Source organism: Arthrobacter sp. NPDC058288, from assembly GCF_042880995.1.
In the GTDB taxonomy this organism is placed as follows: domain Bacteria; phylum Actinomycetota; class Actinomycetes; order Actinomycetales; family Micrococcaceae; genus Arthrobacter.
The window spans coordinates 88,475-102,249 of the sequence record NZ_JBHVYH010000007.1 but is presented as its reverse complement, the minus strand read 5'-3'; the positions used below and the strand labels follow the sequence as shown (position 1 = coordinate 102,249).

The following is a 13,775-nucleotide window of genomic DNA, read 5'->3' as shown; positions in this document are numbered from 1 at the left end:
TTACCGAAGGACAGATTACCCATGGCCATTTTGAATATCCGCATCATCGGCGACCCTGTGCTGCGCACGGTTGCCGATCCCGTGACGGAATTCGGGCCGGAGCTCGCAAAACTGGTGGCAGACATGACCGAGACCATGGAGGACGTGGACGGCGCAGGCCTGGCGGCCCCCCAGGTTGGTGTCAGCAAGAGGGTTTTCACCTACCGCATCGGGGGAGTGGAAGGCCACATCATCAATCCGGTGCTGGAAAACAGCGAGGACTTCCAGCCCGACGAAGTGGAAGGCTGCCTGTCCATCCCGGGCCTTGGCTTCCCCGTCCGCCGCCGCCGCGCCACCCGGGTCACCGGGGTCGACCTCCATGGACATCCCGTCACCGTGGACGGCGAGGGCATGCTGGCCCGCTGCTTCCAGCACGAAACCGACCACCTCGACGGCATCCTCTTCACGGACAGGCTGGAGGGCGAAGACCGCAAGGCTGCCCTGCGTTCCATCCGCAACGCCAATTACGACGCGATTACCGAACGGACGACGTCGAAGCGGGCGAAGACTGTCGGTTCCAGTTTCGGGGGCGGCAGTTTTGGCGGCGGCAGTTTCGGCGCCGCCGAGTGAGGGTGCTCTTCGCCGGTACGCCGGCTGTCGCGGTACCGTCCCTGGACGCATTGGTCCGGGCAGGCTTTGACGTCGTTGCCGTCCTGACCCGGCCGGACGCGCCGATCGGACGCAAGCGCGTGCTCACGCCGTCGCCCGTTGCCGCCCGCGCCGCCGAACTAGGCATTGAGGTGATCCACGCCGCGAAAGTCGACGCTGAAGTGACCGCCAGGATTGCCGCCATAGCGCCGGATGCGGCAGCCGTTGTGGCCTACGGAGGCCTTATCCCGCGCGCAGCGCTGGACGTTCCGCGGCACGGCTGGATCAACCTGCACTTTTCCCTGCTGCCGGCCTGGCGCGGCGCCGCCCCTGTGCAGCGCGCCGTGATGGCGGGCGACGACATCACCGGGGCTGTGACGTTCCTCCTCGAAGAAGGGCTGGATACCGGCCCTGTTTTCGGCACCCTCACCGAGACGGTCCGGCCCGATGACACCTCCGGTGAGCTCCTGGAACGGCTGTCGCATAGCGGCGCTGTGTTGCTCGCGCAGACCCTTTCCGCCATTGAAGCGGGACGGGCAGTAGCTGTTCCGCAGTCGGGGGACGTGACCCTGGCCCCCAAACTCGGCATCGACGACGGCCGGATCGACTGGCACGAGCCCGCCCTCGCCATCGGGCGCAGGGCGCGAGGCGTCACGCCTGAACCCGGTGCCTGGACCACGCTGGACGGACAGCGGGTCAAACTCGAACCTGTTGCGCTCCGGACCGACGCTCCGGCGCTGCGGCCGGGCCAGGTGCAGCTCGACGGTAAGAGCGTTCTGGTGGGTACGGGGTCCCATCCGGTTGAGCTGACGCGGATACAGCCCTCGGGCAAGAAGATGATGGCCGCCGCCGACTGGGCGCGCGGACAGGCAGCACTGGAAGGCGTGGTATTCGAATGAGTGAGTCCGGAACGGGCGGCAGCGGCCGCGGCAGGGGACCCCAGCGCGGCGGAGGAGGAGCCGGCGGTCAGTCCGGCGGGTCTTCCGGCGGTCGCCGCCAAGGAGGCCAACGCGACGCCCAGGGCCGGGAACGCAACCGCGGGCCGAAGCGGAACTTCAGCGAGAACGCACCTTCGCAGCGGACGCGGCGTGCCGACCCCGCCCGCCTGGTGGCTTTTGAAGTGCTGCGTGCCGTCGCATCGGAAGACGCCTACGCCAACCTGGTCCTGCCGGCCCGGATCCGCCACCATGGCCTGGACAAGCGGGACGCCGGCTTCGCAACCGAACTGAGCTACGGGGCGCTGCGCGGGCAGGGAACCTATGACGCCGTCCTGGCCCGCTGCGTCGACCGGCCGCTGGACCAGTTGGATCCTGCCATCCTGGATGCCTTGCGGATCGGCGCACACCAGCTGCTGGCCATGCGCGTACCCGCCCACGCCGCCCTGGACCAGACCGTTGGACTGGCCCGTGCGGTCATCGGCGCCGGGCCATCCGCCTTAATCAACGCCGTCCTTCGCAAGGTCTCCGCCCGCACGCTGGACGAGTGGCTGGAGCTGCTGCTCAGCGACGAGCAGGACGAAACCCGGGTGGCCTCCATCCGCTACGCCCACCCGGAGTGGATTGTCCGCGCCCTGCGGCAGTCGCTGGTGGCGCACGGACGTTCCGTCACCGAAATCAACGAACTTCTTGAAGCTGACAATGCGGCGCCGGTGGTCAACCTTGTTGCGCTGCCCGGTCTGGGGAGCCTGGACGAAGCCCTGGAAGGCGGGGCCACGGCCGGGGAACTCGTCGAGGGTTCGGCACTCTCCAGCGGAGGGGACCTCGGCCGGCTGGCCTCCGTGCGTGACGGCAGCACGAGGGTGCAGGATGTGGGCTCCCAGCTGGTGGCCCGGGCCATGGCCGCCGTGGATCTGCGTCCCGGGGACGCGCATGCCGTGGCTCCGGAACGCGCGGACGGGCAGCCCGCCGGCACGGGCGGCGAAAAATGGCTGGACCTCTGCGCAGGACCAGGTGGCAAGGCCGCCCTGCTGGGTGCCCTCGCCCGGCAGCAGGGCGCAACCCTGCTGGCCAACGAACCCGCCGCGCACCGTGCCAAGCTTGTCCGGCAGGCGCTGGCCGCGGTCCCCCACGAGGTGTGGCATGTCCGGACCGGGGACGGCCGCGACGTCGGAACTGAAATGGCAGGGACTTTCGACCGTGTTCTCGTCGACGTCCCCTGCAGCGGCCTTGGTGCCCTGCGGCGCAGGCCGGAGTCGAGGTGGCGGCGAACGCCCAAGGACCTCGCGGACCTGGGCCCGCTCCAGCGGGAACTGCTTAAGTCAGCCCTGGACGCAGTCCGGCCCGGCGGCGTGGTGGCCTACGTGACGTGCTCGCCGCACCCCGCCGAAACCACGGCTGTCGTGACCGACGCGCTGCGCAAACGCGACGACCTGGAACTGCTCGACGCCGGCGCGGCGCTGGATAAGGTCAGCCTGCCAGGGCACCTTGAGGCCGGCCATGAACTGACAGCCCAGCTGTGGCCCCATGTGCACCGGACCGATGCCATGTTCCTGGCACTCATCCACAAGAAACCCTGATCCGCCCTACCTGATCCCTCCGCTTGAGTGAAAGGAGCCGACATGGCTCAGTGCTGCATCAATCCCAGCATTCTCTCCGCCGACTTCGTCAACCTGGAGGCGGAGCTGCGCAGAATCAGCAACGCCGATGCCGTCCACGTTGACGTGATGGACAACCACTTTGTGCCGAACCTGACCATCGGCCTGCCTGTGGTCCAGCGCATCCAGGACGTGAGCCCGGTGCCGCTGGACGCACACCTGATGATCGCCGACGCCGACCGCTGGGCACCCGCCTTTGCCGACGCAGGACTCGCCTCCGTGACATTCCACGTTGAAGCGTCGATCGCGCCCATCAAACTGGCACGGGAGCTCCGCGCACGCGGCGCCAAGGCTGGAATGGCGCTGCGTCCCGGCACCCCGGTGGAGCCCTACCTGGATATGCTCTCGGAGCTGGACCTCCTGCTGATCATGACCGTCGAACCCGGTTTCGGAGGCCAGTCCTTCCTGGACCTGACCCTCCCGAAGATCAGGCGTGCCCGGGCGGCGATCGACGGTTCCGGCACCGGGGTGGCGCTGCAGGTGGACGGCGGCATCACGGAGGAGACCATTGTCCGGGCGGCCGAAGCGGGAGCCAACGTCTTCGTGGCAGGCTCGGCCGTGTACGGTGCGGATGACCCGGCGGCTGCGATTGACCGCCTCCGGGAAGCCGGCTCACGCACGGTTCCGGCCGCGGCACGCTCTGTTTCGGAATCATGACGGAGTCTGACGGGAATACGCGGACCAGTCACTCAGTTGTGACAGAATAACAACACACACTACGTGCTCCGGGGTCGGTGTAAGTCCGAACCGGCGGTGACAGTCCGCGACCCGCGAGCCGGCACAGATCCTCTCCAGGAACTGCTCCGGCGGACGGTTGAACCGGTGAAATTCCGGTACCGACAGTTAAAGTCTGGATGAGAGAAGCACGTACAGCTGTTACTGCACTGCCCTTTGGGCTGTGCGGTATTGCGCTGTCGTCTACCCCCGGAGCCCACGCGGTTCTCGAGGGAAGGAACGACGAACGCTTTGACGCCGAAGACAACAGCGCCGCAGACTGCCAACCGGTTCAGTGCTGCCGAGATCGATGCCATGGATGCGGCCCTCGACGCTGCGCTCCTGGGACCGCGCGGGGCAAACCCACTGGTGGGCGCCGTCGTTGTCGGTCCTGATGGCCGGCAACTGGTGACCGGCTACCACCGCGGGGCCGGGACGGCGCATGCGGAGGCTGACGCCATTGCCCAGGCCGGCATGCAGGGCATCGACCTGGCCGGGTCAACCATGGTGGTCACCCTCGAGCCGTGCAACCACTGCGGACGGACCGGCCCCTGTGCCCAGGCAATTATCGACGCCGGCATTGCTTCGGTGGTGTACGCCGTGGACGACCCCCATGACCCCGCCGCCGGCGGAGCTGCAACGCTGCGGGCTGCAGGCGTCAGCGTACGTTCCGGCCTGGCCGCCCGGTCTGCGTTCGAGCTGAACCGCCGCTGGTTTGAAGCTGTTCTCGGCCAGCGCCCCTTCGTCACCCTCCATATTGCCCAGACCCTGGACAGCCGCATCGCGGCAGCGGACGGCACCAGCCAGTGGATCTCCAGTCCGGAGTCCCTCGCGGACAACCACGGACTCCGGAGCCGGGTTGATGCCATCCTGGTGGGTACGCAAACGCTCCTGGTGGACAACCCGCGGCTCACTGCCCGGGACGCGTCCGGCAAACCGGCCGGCAGCCAGCCGCTGCGCGCAGTCATGGGGCTCCGGGGAATTCCCGACGACGCTGCCATCCACGGTGACGACGGCCGCGTCCTGCACCTGCCCACCCGGGATCCGCACGAGGCACTGGACAAGCTCTTCTCCGCCGGGGTCCGCCACGTCATGGTGGAAGGCGGATCCAGCATCCTGAGCGCGTTCCTCGCCGCCGGCCTCGTGGACGAACTGATCGTCTACCTGGCGCCCACCCTGCTCGGATCCGGCACCGCCGCCCTCGGCGACCTCGGCATCACCACCCTCGCCGACGCCCAGGCCTGGGACTGGGACCCGGCCTCCGGGGGAGCCGTGCAGAGCCTGGGGCGGGACCTTAGGCTCCACCTCTTTCCGGGCAGCACCGAACCGGCAGCAAGAACTGCCGGGCCCGACGAATCGGCCGAAGCGGCTCTGCCGGCAGCACCGGCTGCGCCCGAACCCTACTTATCCCTGACCACCACACCCGAATCCTTACCGCACCGCACCGGCGCGGGCACCGCCACAGGAGGCAACTGATGTTTACCGGAATTATTGCCGAACAGGGCAGGGTCCTGTCCGTCGAGCGCAACGGCGACGTCAGCGCCACGGTGCGACTCCATGCGCCCGGCAGCATCGAAGGACTGGCCCTTGGCGGCTCGGTGGCCGTCAACGGAGTATGCCTGACCGCCACCGCGATTGACGGCAAGGACTTCAGCGTCGACGTCATGGGCGAGACCCTGGTCCGCAGCACCATCGGTGAGCTCGAAGCGGGCGATACCGTAAACCTGGAACGCTGTGTTCCGGCCGGCGGACGCCTGGACGGACATGTTGTCCAGGGGCACGTGGACGGCGTCGGGGAACTACTCGAGCGCGAGGCACTCGGCAACTGGGACCGCCTGCGGTTCGGAGTGCCTGTGCGGCTTGCCCGCTACATCGCCGAGAAAGGCTCGATCGCCGTCGACGGCGTCTCCCTCACCGTGACGGCCGTCAGCGATGCGTCGGAACCGGCGCCCTGGTTCGAAGTGGGCCTGATTCCCACCACCCTGGCCGAAACCGGCCTGGGGGCGAAGAACTCCGGCGGCAGGGTCAACCTCGAAGTCGATGTGCTGGCCAAGTACACCGAACGCCTGCTCGCTTTTGCCGGCGGTACCGCCGCCGGCGCCGCCAATGTCACAGCAGGAACGGGGGACTCCAAGTGAGCCAGCTCAAGAACACCCCTAAACTGCACACCGATGAACTGCGCCATCATGAACTCAGCAACGATGAGCTCAGCGTCCCGGGGGCAGCCGCGACAGGCAGGGTTCTGGACCCGATCGAAGACGCCGTCCGGGCCATGGCTGCCGGCCTCCCCGTTCTGGTGGTGGACAACGAGGACCGCGAAAACGAGGGCGACATCATTTTTGCCGCCCAGCACGCCACGCCCGAGCTGATGGGCTGGACTGTCCGCTACAGCTCGGGCGTGATTTGCGTACCGCTTGACGGGGCCAGGGCAGACGCCCTGCTGTTGCCGCCCATGGTCGAAGTCAACGAAGACTCCAAGGGCACCGCCTACACCGTTTCCTGTGATGCGGCCGTTGGCGTCAGCACGGGAATTTCGGCAACCGACCGGGCACTCACCGCCCGCGTGCTGGCGGATCCCGCGAGCCGCCCCGGATCGATCACCCGTCCCGGGCATGTTTTCCCGCTCCGGGCCGTTAACGGTGGAGTGCGTGAACGCCCGGGCCACACCGAAGCGGCCGTGGACCTCTGCCGGCTTGCCGGACTGGAGCCGGTGGGCGTGATCGCCGAGGTGGTGTACGACAACGGAGAAATGATGCGTCTGGACGGACTTCGCGGTTTCGCTGCAGAACATGGATGCCCGCTGATCTCGATCGAGGATCTGGTGGCGTACCTGGATGCGGGGCTGCACGACGGACAGGCGCCGGTCCCGGCGGGGAATGAGGAGATGCGATGACGGCTTCAGAGGCACGAAAAGACGTTAAGGCCGGGCGCCGGCCGCACCCGGTCAGCGGCGGACCAGTTGTCCAGCTGCCCAGTGAATTCGGGGACTTCGTGGCCCAGGCCTGGACCGACCTGGTGACGGGTGCCGAGCACCTCGCCGTGAGTTCACCCATTCCGCCTGTGGATGGCAAGGCACCGCTGGTCCGGCTGCATTCGGAGTGCCTTACCGGGGACGTTTTTGGTTCCTACCGCTGCGATTGCGGAGAGCAGCTGGCCTACGCCCTCGAGAAGATCAACGAGGAAGGCGGCACGCTGCTCTACCTTCGCGGACAGGAAGGCCGCGGCATCGGCCTGGCCAACAAGATCAAGGCTTACGCCCTGCAGGAGGCCGGCTTCGATACGGTCGAAGCCAACGAACAGCTGGGCCTTCCCGTCGATGCGCGCTGCTACAACGCCGCCGCGCAGATCCTGGCCGAGCTGGGACTGCACGAAGTGCGCCTGCTGAGCAACAACCCGGACAAGCAGAACCGGCTGGCGGATGCCGGCGTCACCGTCGTCGAGATGGTTCCCACTGAGGTCCCTTCACGCGAACAGAACATCCGGTACCTGCAGACCAAGAAAGACCGGATGGACCACCGGCTCGTCCTGGACATCCGGGGCGGCGAACCGGTGACGGCATTGCCGGCCGCCGGCCAGGGGCCCTACCAGCACGAACAAGACTGAACCAGCACGAATAAGACTGACGAAAAGAACGAAGCAGGAGATTTTAGATGAGTGGACACGGCGCACCGGAGATTGACCTCACAACCCTCAACCCGGCGGAGACGTCGCAGCTGAAGCTGGCCATTGTGGCGGCCAGCTGGCACACCCAGATCATGGACGGGCTGCTGGACGGCGCGCTCCGCGCTGCGAAGGACGCCGGGATCAGCGAACCGACCGTCCTGCGGGTACCGGGCAGCTTTGAGCTTCCCGTGGCAGCTGCCCGGCTGGCCAAGCACTTCGATGCTGTTGTGGCGCTTGGTGTGGTGATCCGCGGTGGCACCCCGCACTTCGAGTACGTCTGCGAGGCGGCCACGATGGGGCTGACCGACGTCAGCGTGAACACCGGCGTTCCGGTCGGTTTCGGGGTGCTCACCTGCGACACCGAGCAGCAGGGCCTGGACCGCGCTGGCCTGCCCGGGTCCAAGGAGGACAAGGGGCACGAAGCCGTCACCGCGGCCCTGGCCACCGCGGTCATTCTGAAGCAGTACAGCTAGGCGTCCCCTTGCTTGCTCCGGTGCCGTGTTCGCTGTGTATTGCCTCACATCGACGCCGTCATGGAACGGCCCGACAGGCGGGGTCAGGCCCGGAGCAAGTAGGCTGGAGGGCGTGAAGAATTTCGAGACGCTGTTCGCAGAACTGAGTGAGAAGGCAGCCACCCGTCCGGCAGGCTCCCGCACCGTCGCAGAATTGGAGTCCGGAGTCCACGGCATCGGCAAGAAGGTCGTGGAGGAAGCCGCCGAAGTATGGATGGCTGCCGAATACGAATCCGATGAGGCTGCCGCCGAGGAAATCTCCCAGCTCCTCTACCACCTGCAGGTTCTGATGCTCGCCAAAGGCCTGACCCTGGAAGACGTCTACAAGCATCTGTAGCCATGCTGAGCGTGGCCGATTGCCTGTAACCAAGACTTCCTAACCCAGAAAGACCCCCATGCTGCGAGTTGCCGTCCCCAACAAGGGATCCCTGTCCGAAGCGGCTTCGGCCATGCTGTCCGAAGCCGGCTACCGCCAACGCCGCGATACCCGCGAGCTGGTCATGGTGGACCCGGACAACGACATTGAATTCTTCTTCCTCCGCCCGCGCGACATCGCCGTTTACGTCGGCAGGGGAACGCTCGACGTCGGCATCACCGGGCGTGACCTGCTCCTCGACGCCGAGGTGGAGGCTGAGGAACTGCTGCCGCTGGGCTTTGCGGCTTCGACTTTCCGCTTCGCCGGTCCCGTAGGTGACTTCGCCAAGGTGGAAGAGCTTGAAGGAAAGCGCCTGGCCACAAGCTACGACGGCCTCCTGCGCGGCTACCTCGCCGAGCGCGGCATCAACGCCAAGGTGGTCCGCCTGGACGGTGCCGTGGAATCCTCGGTGCGGCTCGGCGTCGCGGACGCGATCGCCGACGTCGTCGAAACCGGCAACACCCTCAAGGCGGCCGGGATGGAAATCTTCGGCGAACCGATCCTCAAGTCCGAGGCGGTGCTGATCCGCCGCACGGCCCAGGAAGGCGCCGCGAACGGCACAGCCAAGGAGATCGAGGTGCTGATCCGCCGGCTGCAGGGTGTGCTTGTGGCCCGGCAGTACGTCCTGATGGACTACGACATCCGCAAAGAACTCGTGGAGCAGGCCGCGGCACTCACACCCGGCCTGGAATCACCCACGGTCTCCCCGCTCCGCGACTCCGACTGGGTCGCCGTGCGATCCATGGTGCCGAAGAAGGAAACCAACCGGATCATGGACGAGCTCTACGACCTGGGCGCCCGGGCCATCCTGGTCAGCAGCATCCACGCCTGCCGGATCTGAGCTTGACCGTTTAGGGCCCGGCCCGTTTCTGCGGTCCCCGCCGCATCTCCCACCAGCGAATCTTCAGGAGACATCATGGCTGTAGCAGTGCGCGTTATTCCGTGCCTGGACGTTGACGCCGGCCGCGTGGTCAAGGGCATCAACTTCGAGGGCCTCCGGGACGCCGGCGATCCCGTGGAATTGGCCCACCGCTACGACAACGGCGGGGCGGACGAGCTCACCTTCCTGGACGTCACGGCGTCCTCGGGCAACCGCGAGACCACCTTCGACGTGGTCCGCCGGACAGCCGAGGAAGTCTTCATTCCCCTCACCGTCGGCGGCGGTGTCCGCGGCGTGGCAGAAGTGGACAAGCTCCTGCGTTACGGCGCGGACAAGGCTTCCATCAACACGGCGGCCGTGGCACGGCCGGACGTCATTGACGAAATTACCCGGCATTTCGGGTCCCAGGTCCTGGTCCTGTCCGTGGACGCCCGGCGCACCCGCCCCGGATCCGAGCCCACGGCGTCGGGCTTTGAAGTGACAACGCACGGCGGCCGGCAGGGGACCGGAATTGACGCCATCGAGTGGGCACGCGAAGCCGCGGACCGTGGCGTCGGCGAGATCCTGCTCAACTCCATCGATGCCGACGGCACCAAGGACGGCTTTGACATCGAGCTGATCCGGCTGGTCCGTGCCGCCGTCAAGGTGCCCATCATCGCGTCCGGCGGAGCGGGCAAACCCGAACACTTTCCGCCCGCCGTCGAGGCCGGAGCAGATGCGGTGCTGGCGGCGTCGATCTTCCATTTCGGGCCGCTGGACATGATCTCGCAGGTCAAGACGGCCATCCGCGAAGCGGGCTTCGAAGTCCGCTAGCGGAAAACGCCGGTGGCGGGGTTCGGAACTCTCCGGTGGTTCAGCTGGTCCGCTGCTAGAGTCCCACTTCGGCTGACTGGAGGAGGGCGACTGCGTCAGGCTGTCCTTCGAAGGTCACCAGCGCGTGGCGGGTACGCCCATGGGCGTGCATCAGCAGCTCGCCCGGTTCGCCCACTATGGCCACCGATACGGGAGCGCGTTTGGCGACGTGGCGCGGACCGGAAGGCCGCACCAGCACGATGCCCAGGTCAACACCGCGGTACAGGATGGCCGCGCGTTTGATGAGTTCATCCCACAGGGCGTCGGAGTATTCCTCGTCCAGTGCACGCGGTGCCCAACGGTCCACAGCCCGGCGGACATCCTCGGTGTGCACAAAGTACTCGATGAGGTTGGAGCTCTCGGCCAGGGCCTTGATCCGCAGCGGTGACAACGCCGGGGGACCGGCCCGGAAGGTGTTGACCAGCCGTGTGTAGTCCTCGGTGGTCTTGAGTTTGGCGGCGAGCTTCGCAGTGGCCTCGTCGGAGGCTTTGGCCAGGCTCTTGATAATCAGGCCAAGCCCGACGCCTGCCTTGCGTTCGCGCAGGTAGAGGTGCGCGGCGAGGTCGCGCGTGCGCCAGCCCCTGCAGAGCGTGGGGGAGTCAGGACCGGCCGCCAACAGGGTTTCGGCCAGGACTTCTCGGGACGGATCGACGAAATGCATCACTTGTGAAACTAGCACGAGAGGCGGCGAGTTGCGCACTGGAAGCGCCGCCGTTTTTGCCCTGACCGTCACACTGCGGTGAGGCACTAGACTTGGTCTGATGTCTGAGCAGCCCGCCCCCGCCCCAGTACCTGTCCTGCCCTCCGAAGTGGCGGACGCCCTCAAGCGTGACGCCGCGGGGCTTGTAGCTGCCATCGTCCAGCAGTTCGACACCAATGAGGTGCTCATGCTCGGCTGGATGGACGACGAGGCGCTGCGGCGCACCTTGACCACCGGGAGGGTGACGTTCTACTCCCGGTCCCGCCAGGAGTACTGGCGCAAGGGAGACACCTCCGGCCACGTGCAGTGGGTTAAGTCCGTTGCACTGGACTGCGACGGCGACGCCCTGCTGGTCCGCGTTGACCAGGTCGGAGCAGCGTGCCACACGGGCACGCGCACCTGCTTCGACGGCCGCGGGCTTGCCGTGGTTGCCGGCGACGCCGATAACGCTGCAGGCAACCCCGGCTAGCACCGCTCACGCAGGGTGCGGCGCAGGCGTCGGACACCCACCACACGATTCAGGCACCACTCAAGAACAGGCGGAAAACCATAGCCATGCAGGACCTTGGAATCATCAGCCCGGGCCTCGAGGAATTCCGGGAGCTCGCCAGCCACAGCCGTGTCATCCCCGTCCGGCTGAAGGTCCTGGCCGACGCCGAGACCCCCATCGGGCTCTACCGCAAGCTGGCGAACGGCCAGCCCGGAACCTTCCTGATGGAATCCGCGGCTGTGGGCGGCTCGTGGTCCCGCTACTCCTTCATTGGCGCCAAGTCACGCGCCACCCTGACCACCAAGGACGGGCAAGCGCACTGGCTGGGTGAGCCGCCGGCCGGTGTTCCGGTCGACGGGAACCCGGTTGACGCGATCCGGGACACCGTGGAGGCTCTGCGCACCGACCGCTTCGACGGCCTGCCGCCGTTCACCTCGGGCCTGGTCGGCTTCCTGGGCTGGGAAACCGTCCGGCACTGGGAAAAACTCACCAGCCCGCCTGAAGACGACCTGGAACTGCCGGAACTGGCGTTGAACCTGGTGACGGACATGGCAGTGCACGACAACATGGACGGCACCGTCCTGCTGATCGCCAACGCCATCAACTTCGACAACAGCTCGGAGCGTGTGGACGAGGCATGGCACGACGCCGTGGCCCGGGTCAAAGCACTCCTGGCCAAGGTCAGCACCCCTGTGGAACAGCCGATCTCGGTCCTGGAGCCGGCCGCGCTGGACTTCGCCTCCAGCGTCCAGGAACGCTGGAACGAACCCGACTACCTTGCTGCGCTGGACCGCGGCAAGGAGGCGATCGTCGACGGTGAAGTGTTCCAGGTTGTCATTTCCCGCCGCTTCGAAATGGAGTGCGGCGCAGATCCGCTGGATGTGTACCGGGTGCTCCGGAATACCAATCCCAGCCCGTATATGTACATTTTCAGCCTGGAAGACGCCGCCGGCCGGCAGTACTCCATCGTGGGCTCATCCCCGGAGGCCCTCGTGACGGTCACCGGCGAGGAAGTCATCACCCACCCGATTGCCGGATCCCGTCCCCGCGGCAAGACCGTCGAAGCGGACAAGGCCCTCGCCGAGGAACTCCTGGCAGACCAGAAGGAACGCGCCGAGCACCTCATGCTGGTGGACCTGTCCCGCAACGACCTCTCCAAGGTGTGCGTTGCCGGCACAGTGGATGTCACGCAGTTCATGGAAGTGGAGCGCTTCAGCCACATCATGCACCTGGTATCTACGGTGGTGGGCAAACTCGCGCCGAATGCCAAGGCCTACGACGTCCTGAAGGCAACGTTCCCCGCCGGGACGCTCTCCGGTGCCCCGAAGCCCCGTGCCCTGCGGCTCCTCGACGAGTTGGAACCGCACCGCCGCGGCATCTACGGCGGCGTGGTGGGGTACCTGGACTTTGCCGGCGACATGGACATGGCCATCGCCATCCGCTCCGCGCTGCTCCGCGAAGGCCGTGCCTACGTGCAGGCCGGCGGCGGCATCGTTGCCGACTCGGTGAACCCGACGGAGGCCCTGGAAACCGTCAATAAGGCAGCCGCGCCGCTGCGCGCCGTCCACACGGCAGGGTCACTGCACAACATCACAGCCGACTCCCTTCCGGAGCCGGGCGATGCTGCCGGCACGGGCACAGTGGCCCGTTGATGGGAGTCATGGCAGACAAGGCAAGCCATCCGGCCAGGAATCGGGGCGGTGCCCCTGTTTGGGCTCGGAAGTCCACGTTGGTCCTGGTCATCGCCGCGATGGCTCTGGCCGCCTTTGGCACCACAACGCAGACATGGCTGACCGTCCATCTGGACCCGGCCCAGTTGGGCCAGGCCGTCAACAGCCAGGACGGCCTCCAGGTCCAGGGCAGCAAAGCGGCCACAACGGTCACCGCGCTGGCACTCGTCGCGTTAGCCGGCGGCCTCGCCGCCTCGATCGCGGGCCGGGTTGCGCGCTGGATCATTACGGCGATCATCGTCCTGGCGTCGGTGGGCATCGTTGCCGCCGCCGTAACGGTCATGTCGGACCCCCTCGCCGCAGCCCAGGGGTCCATCGCCGCCGCCACCGGCATTACCGGGAGCAGCGTCCAGGTGAGCGTCTCAGCCTTCCCGGCACTCGCCGTCGTCGCCGGCGTCCTGCTGGGTCTGGGTGCCCTGCTGATCATTCCGGCGGGCCGGCACTGGAAAGCCCGGACCAAATATGACGCCGCACCGGCTGGCGGGCCCGCTGCAGCCGACGGCCCCGCAGACGAGATCGACAGCTGGGACAGGCTGTCCCGGGGCGACGATCCGACGTAGGCAGGGACCGCCGATGTCCAAGGCACGGCCAAAAAATGG

At 67.0% G+C, this 13,775-nt stretch carries 16 protein-coding genes and 1 riboswitch; of the genes, 15 read left to right on the top strand and 1 reads right to left on the bottom strand.

Features of this window, described 5'->3' with window-relative positions:
* Positions 1 to 21: 21 nt before the first annotated feature.
* The 12 genes from def (at position 22) to hisF (ending at position 10,217) form a co-directional block, all read left to right on the top strand.
* Positions 22 to 609 carry a peptide deformylase gene (def, locus tag ACFVWT_RS17375; RefSeq protein ID WP_043429660.1) on the top strand — a complete coding sequence of 196 codons (588 nt, stop codon included), beginning with the start codon at positions 22 to 24 and terminating at the stop codon, positions 607 to 609.
* Positions 606 to 1,526: a methionyl-tRNA formyltransferase gene (gene fmt, locus ACFVWT_RS17370; RefSeq protein WP_390249999.1), complete on the top strand. Its 921-nt coding sequence runs from the start codon at positions 606 to 608 to the stop codon at positions 1,524 to 1,526. The genes def and fmt overlap by 4 nt, the downstream gene beginning before the upstream one ends.
* Positions 1,523 to 3,142: an RsmB/NOP family class I SAM-dependent RNA methyltransferase gene (locus ACFVWT_RS17365; protein WP_390249997.1), complete on the top strand. Its 1,620-nt coding sequence runs from the start codon at positions 1,523 to 1,525 to the stop codon at positions 3,140 to 3,142. Before fmt ends, ACFVWT_RS17365 begins: the two co-directional genes overlap by 4 nt.
* 42 nt (positions 3,143 to 3,184) lie before the next feature.
* Positions 3,185 to 3,877 (top strand): ribulose-phosphate 3-epimerase, encoded by a 693-nt coding sequence (gene rpe / locus ACFVWT_RS17360; protein WP_390249995.1) that lies wholly within the window; start codon positions 3,185 to 3,187, stop codon positions 3,875 to 3,877.
* Between the two features lie 59 nt (positions 3,878 to 3,936).
* Positions 3,937 to 4,091: riboswitch (FMN riboswitch) on the top strand.
* 158 nt (positions 4,092 to 4,249) lie between these two features.
* A complete protein-coding gene (ribD, locus tag ACFVWT_RS17355; protein WP_390250285.1) occupies positions 4,250 to 5,410 on the top strand; it encodes a bifunctional diaminohydroxyphosphoribosylaminopyrimidine deaminase/5-amino-6-(5-phosphoribosylamino)uracil reductase RibD in 1,161 nt (386 codons plus the stop codon).
* On the top strand, positions 5,410 to 6,072 hold the full coding sequence (locus ACFVWT_RS17350) for a riboflavin synthase (RefSeq protein ID WP_390249993.1): 663 nt from the start codon (positions 5,410 to 5,412) through the stop codon (positions 6,070 to 6,072). The genes ribD and ACFVWT_RS17350 overlap by 1 nt, the downstream gene beginning before the upstream one ends.
* A 38-nt stretch (positions 6,073 to 6,110) precedes the next feature.
* A complete protein-coding gene (gene ribB, locus ACFVWT_RS17345) occupies positions 6,111 to 6,827 on the top strand; it encodes a 3,4-dihydroxy-2-butanone-4-phosphate synthase (protein ID WP_390250283.1) in 717 nt (238 codons plus the stop codon).
* Positions 6,824 to 7,537, top strand: a complete 714-nt coding sequence (ribA, locus tag ACFVWT_RS17340; protein ID WP_390249991.1) for a GTP cyclohydrolase II — start codon at positions 6,824 to 6,826, stop codon at positions 7,535 to 7,537. The genes ribB and ribA overlap by 4 nt, the downstream gene beginning before the upstream one ends.
* A gap of 47 nt (positions 7,538 to 7,584) precedes the next feature.
* Positions 7,585 to 8,070: a 6,7-dimethyl-8-ribityllumazine synthase gene (gene ribH, locus ACFVWT_RS17335; protein ID WP_209753270.1), complete on the top strand. Its 486-nt coding sequence runs from the start codon at positions 7,585 to 7,587 to the stop codon at positions 8,068 to 8,070.
* A gap of 112 nt (positions 8,071 to 8,182) precedes the next feature.
* Positions 8,183 to 8,446 (top strand): phosphoribosyl-ATP diphosphatase, encoded by a 264-nt coding sequence (locus ACFVWT_RS17330; protein WP_028270786.1) that lies wholly within the window; start codon positions 8,183 to 8,185, stop codon positions 8,444 to 8,446.
* Positions 8,447 to 8,504: 58 nt separating this feature from the next.
* Positions 8,505 to 9,365 (top strand): ATP phosphoribosyltransferase, encoded by an 861-nt coding sequence (hisG, locus tag ACFVWT_RS17325; RefSeq protein WP_390249988.1) that lies wholly within the window; start codon positions 8,505 to 8,507, stop codon positions 9,363 to 9,365.
* Positions 9,366 to 9,440: 75 nt separating this feature from the next.
* Complete coding sequence (hisF, locus tag ACFVWT_RS17320; RefSeq protein WP_390249986.1) at positions 9,441 to 10,217, top strand: imidazole glycerol phosphate synthase subunit HisF; 777 nt, start codon at positions 9,441 to 9,443, stop codon at positions 10,215 to 10,217.
* Positions 10,218 to 10,272: 55 nt separating this feature from the next.
* Here hisF and ACFVWT_RS17315 read toward each other — a convergent pair whose 3' ends face one another.
* Positions 10,273 to 10,917 (bottom strand): TIGR03085 family metal-binding protein, encoded by a 645-nt coding sequence (locus tag ACFVWT_RS17315; protein ID WP_011691542.1) that lies wholly within the window; start codon positions 10,915 to 10,917, stop codon positions 10,273 to 10,275.
* A 100-nt stretch (positions 10,918 to 11,017) separates the two neighbouring features.
* Between ACFVWT_RS17315 and hisI the strand changes: the two genes are divergently transcribed.
* From hisI to ACFVWT_RS17300, 3 genes are all read left to right on the top strand, one after another.
* The gene (gene hisI, locus ACFVWT_RS17310; RefSeq protein WP_390249983.1) at positions 11,018 to 11,425 is read left to right on the top strand and encodes a phosphoribosyl-AMP cyclohydrolase; all 408 of its coding nucleotides are present in this window, start codon (positions 11,018 to 11,020) and stop codon (positions 11,423 to 11,425) included.
* An 86-nt stretch (positions 11,426 to 11,511) separates the two neighbouring features.
* The gene (locus ACFVWT_RS17305) at positions 11,512 to 13,098 is read left to right on the top strand and encodes an anthranilate synthase component I (RefSeq protein WP_390249981.1); all 1,587 of its coding nucleotides are present in this window, start codon (positions 11,512 to 11,514) and stop codon (positions 13,096 to 13,098) included.
* Positions 13,098 to 13,736 (top strand): Trp biosynthesis-associated membrane protein, encoded by a 639-nt coding sequence (locus ACFVWT_RS17300; RefSeq protein ID WP_390249979.1) that lies wholly within the window; start codon positions 13,098 to 13,100, stop codon positions 13,734 to 13,736. Before ACFVWT_RS17305 ends, ACFVWT_RS17300 begins: the two co-directional genes overlap by 1 nt.
* Positions 13,737 to 13,775 lie beyond the last annotated feature (39 nt).

What these genes read in the sequence shown, in the direction of transcription:
- def (WP_043429660.1), top strand. Translation starts at nt 22, where the DNA reads ATGGCCATTTTGAATATCCGCATCATCGGCGACCCTGTGCTGCGCACG.
- ACFVWT_RS17365 (WP_390249997.1), top strand. Translation starts at nt 1,523, where the DNA reads ATGAGTGAGTCCGGAACGGGCGGCAGCGGCCGCGGCAGGGGACCCCAG.
- rpe (WP_390249995.1), top strand. Translation starts at nt 3,185, where the DNA reads ATGGCTCAGTGCTGCATCAATCCCAGCATTCTCTCCGCCGACTTCGTC.
- ribD (WP_390250285.1), top strand. Translation starts at nt 4,250, where the DNA reads ATGGATGCGGCCCTCGACGCTGCGCTCCTGGGACCGCGCGGGGCAAAC.
- ACFVWT_RS17350 (WP_390249993.1), top strand. Translation starts at nt 5,410, where the DNA reads ATGTTTACCGGAATTATTGCCGAACAGGGCAGGGTCCTGTCCGTCGAG.
- ribA (WP_390249991.1), top strand. Translation starts at nt 6,824, where the DNA reads ATGACGGCTTCAGAGGCACGAAAAGACGTTAAGGCCGGGCGCCGGCCG.
- ribH (WP_209753270.1), top strand. Translation starts at nt 7,585, where the DNA reads ATGAGTGGACACGGCGCACCGGAGATTGACCTCACAACCCTCAACCCG.
- hisG (WP_390249988.1), top strand. Translation starts at nt 8,505, where the DNA reads ATGCTGCGAGTTGCCGTCCCCAACAAGGGATCCCTGTCCGAAGCGGCT.
- hisF (WP_390249986.1), top strand. Translation starts at nt 9,441, where the DNA reads ATGGCTGTAGCAGTGCGCGTTATTCCGTGCCTGGACGTTGACGCCGGC.
- ACFVWT_RS17315 (WP_011691542.1), bottom strand. Translation starts at nt 10,917, where the DNA reads ATGCATTTCGTCGATCCGTCCCGAGAAGTCCTGGCCGAAACCCTGTTG.
- hisI (WP_390249983.1), top strand. Translation starts at nt 11,018, where the DNA reads ATGTCTGAGCAGCCCGCCCCCGCCCCAGTACCTGTCCTGCCCTCCGAA.
- ACFVWT_RS17305 (WP_390249981.1), top strand. Translation starts at nt 11,512, where the DNA reads ATGCAGGACCTTGGAATCATCAGCCCGGGCCTCGAGGAATTCCGGGAG.
- ACFVWT_RS17300 (WP_390249979.1), top strand. Translation starts at nt 13,098, where the DNA reads ATGGGAGTCATGGCAGACAAGGCAAGCCATCCGGCCAGGAATCGGGGC.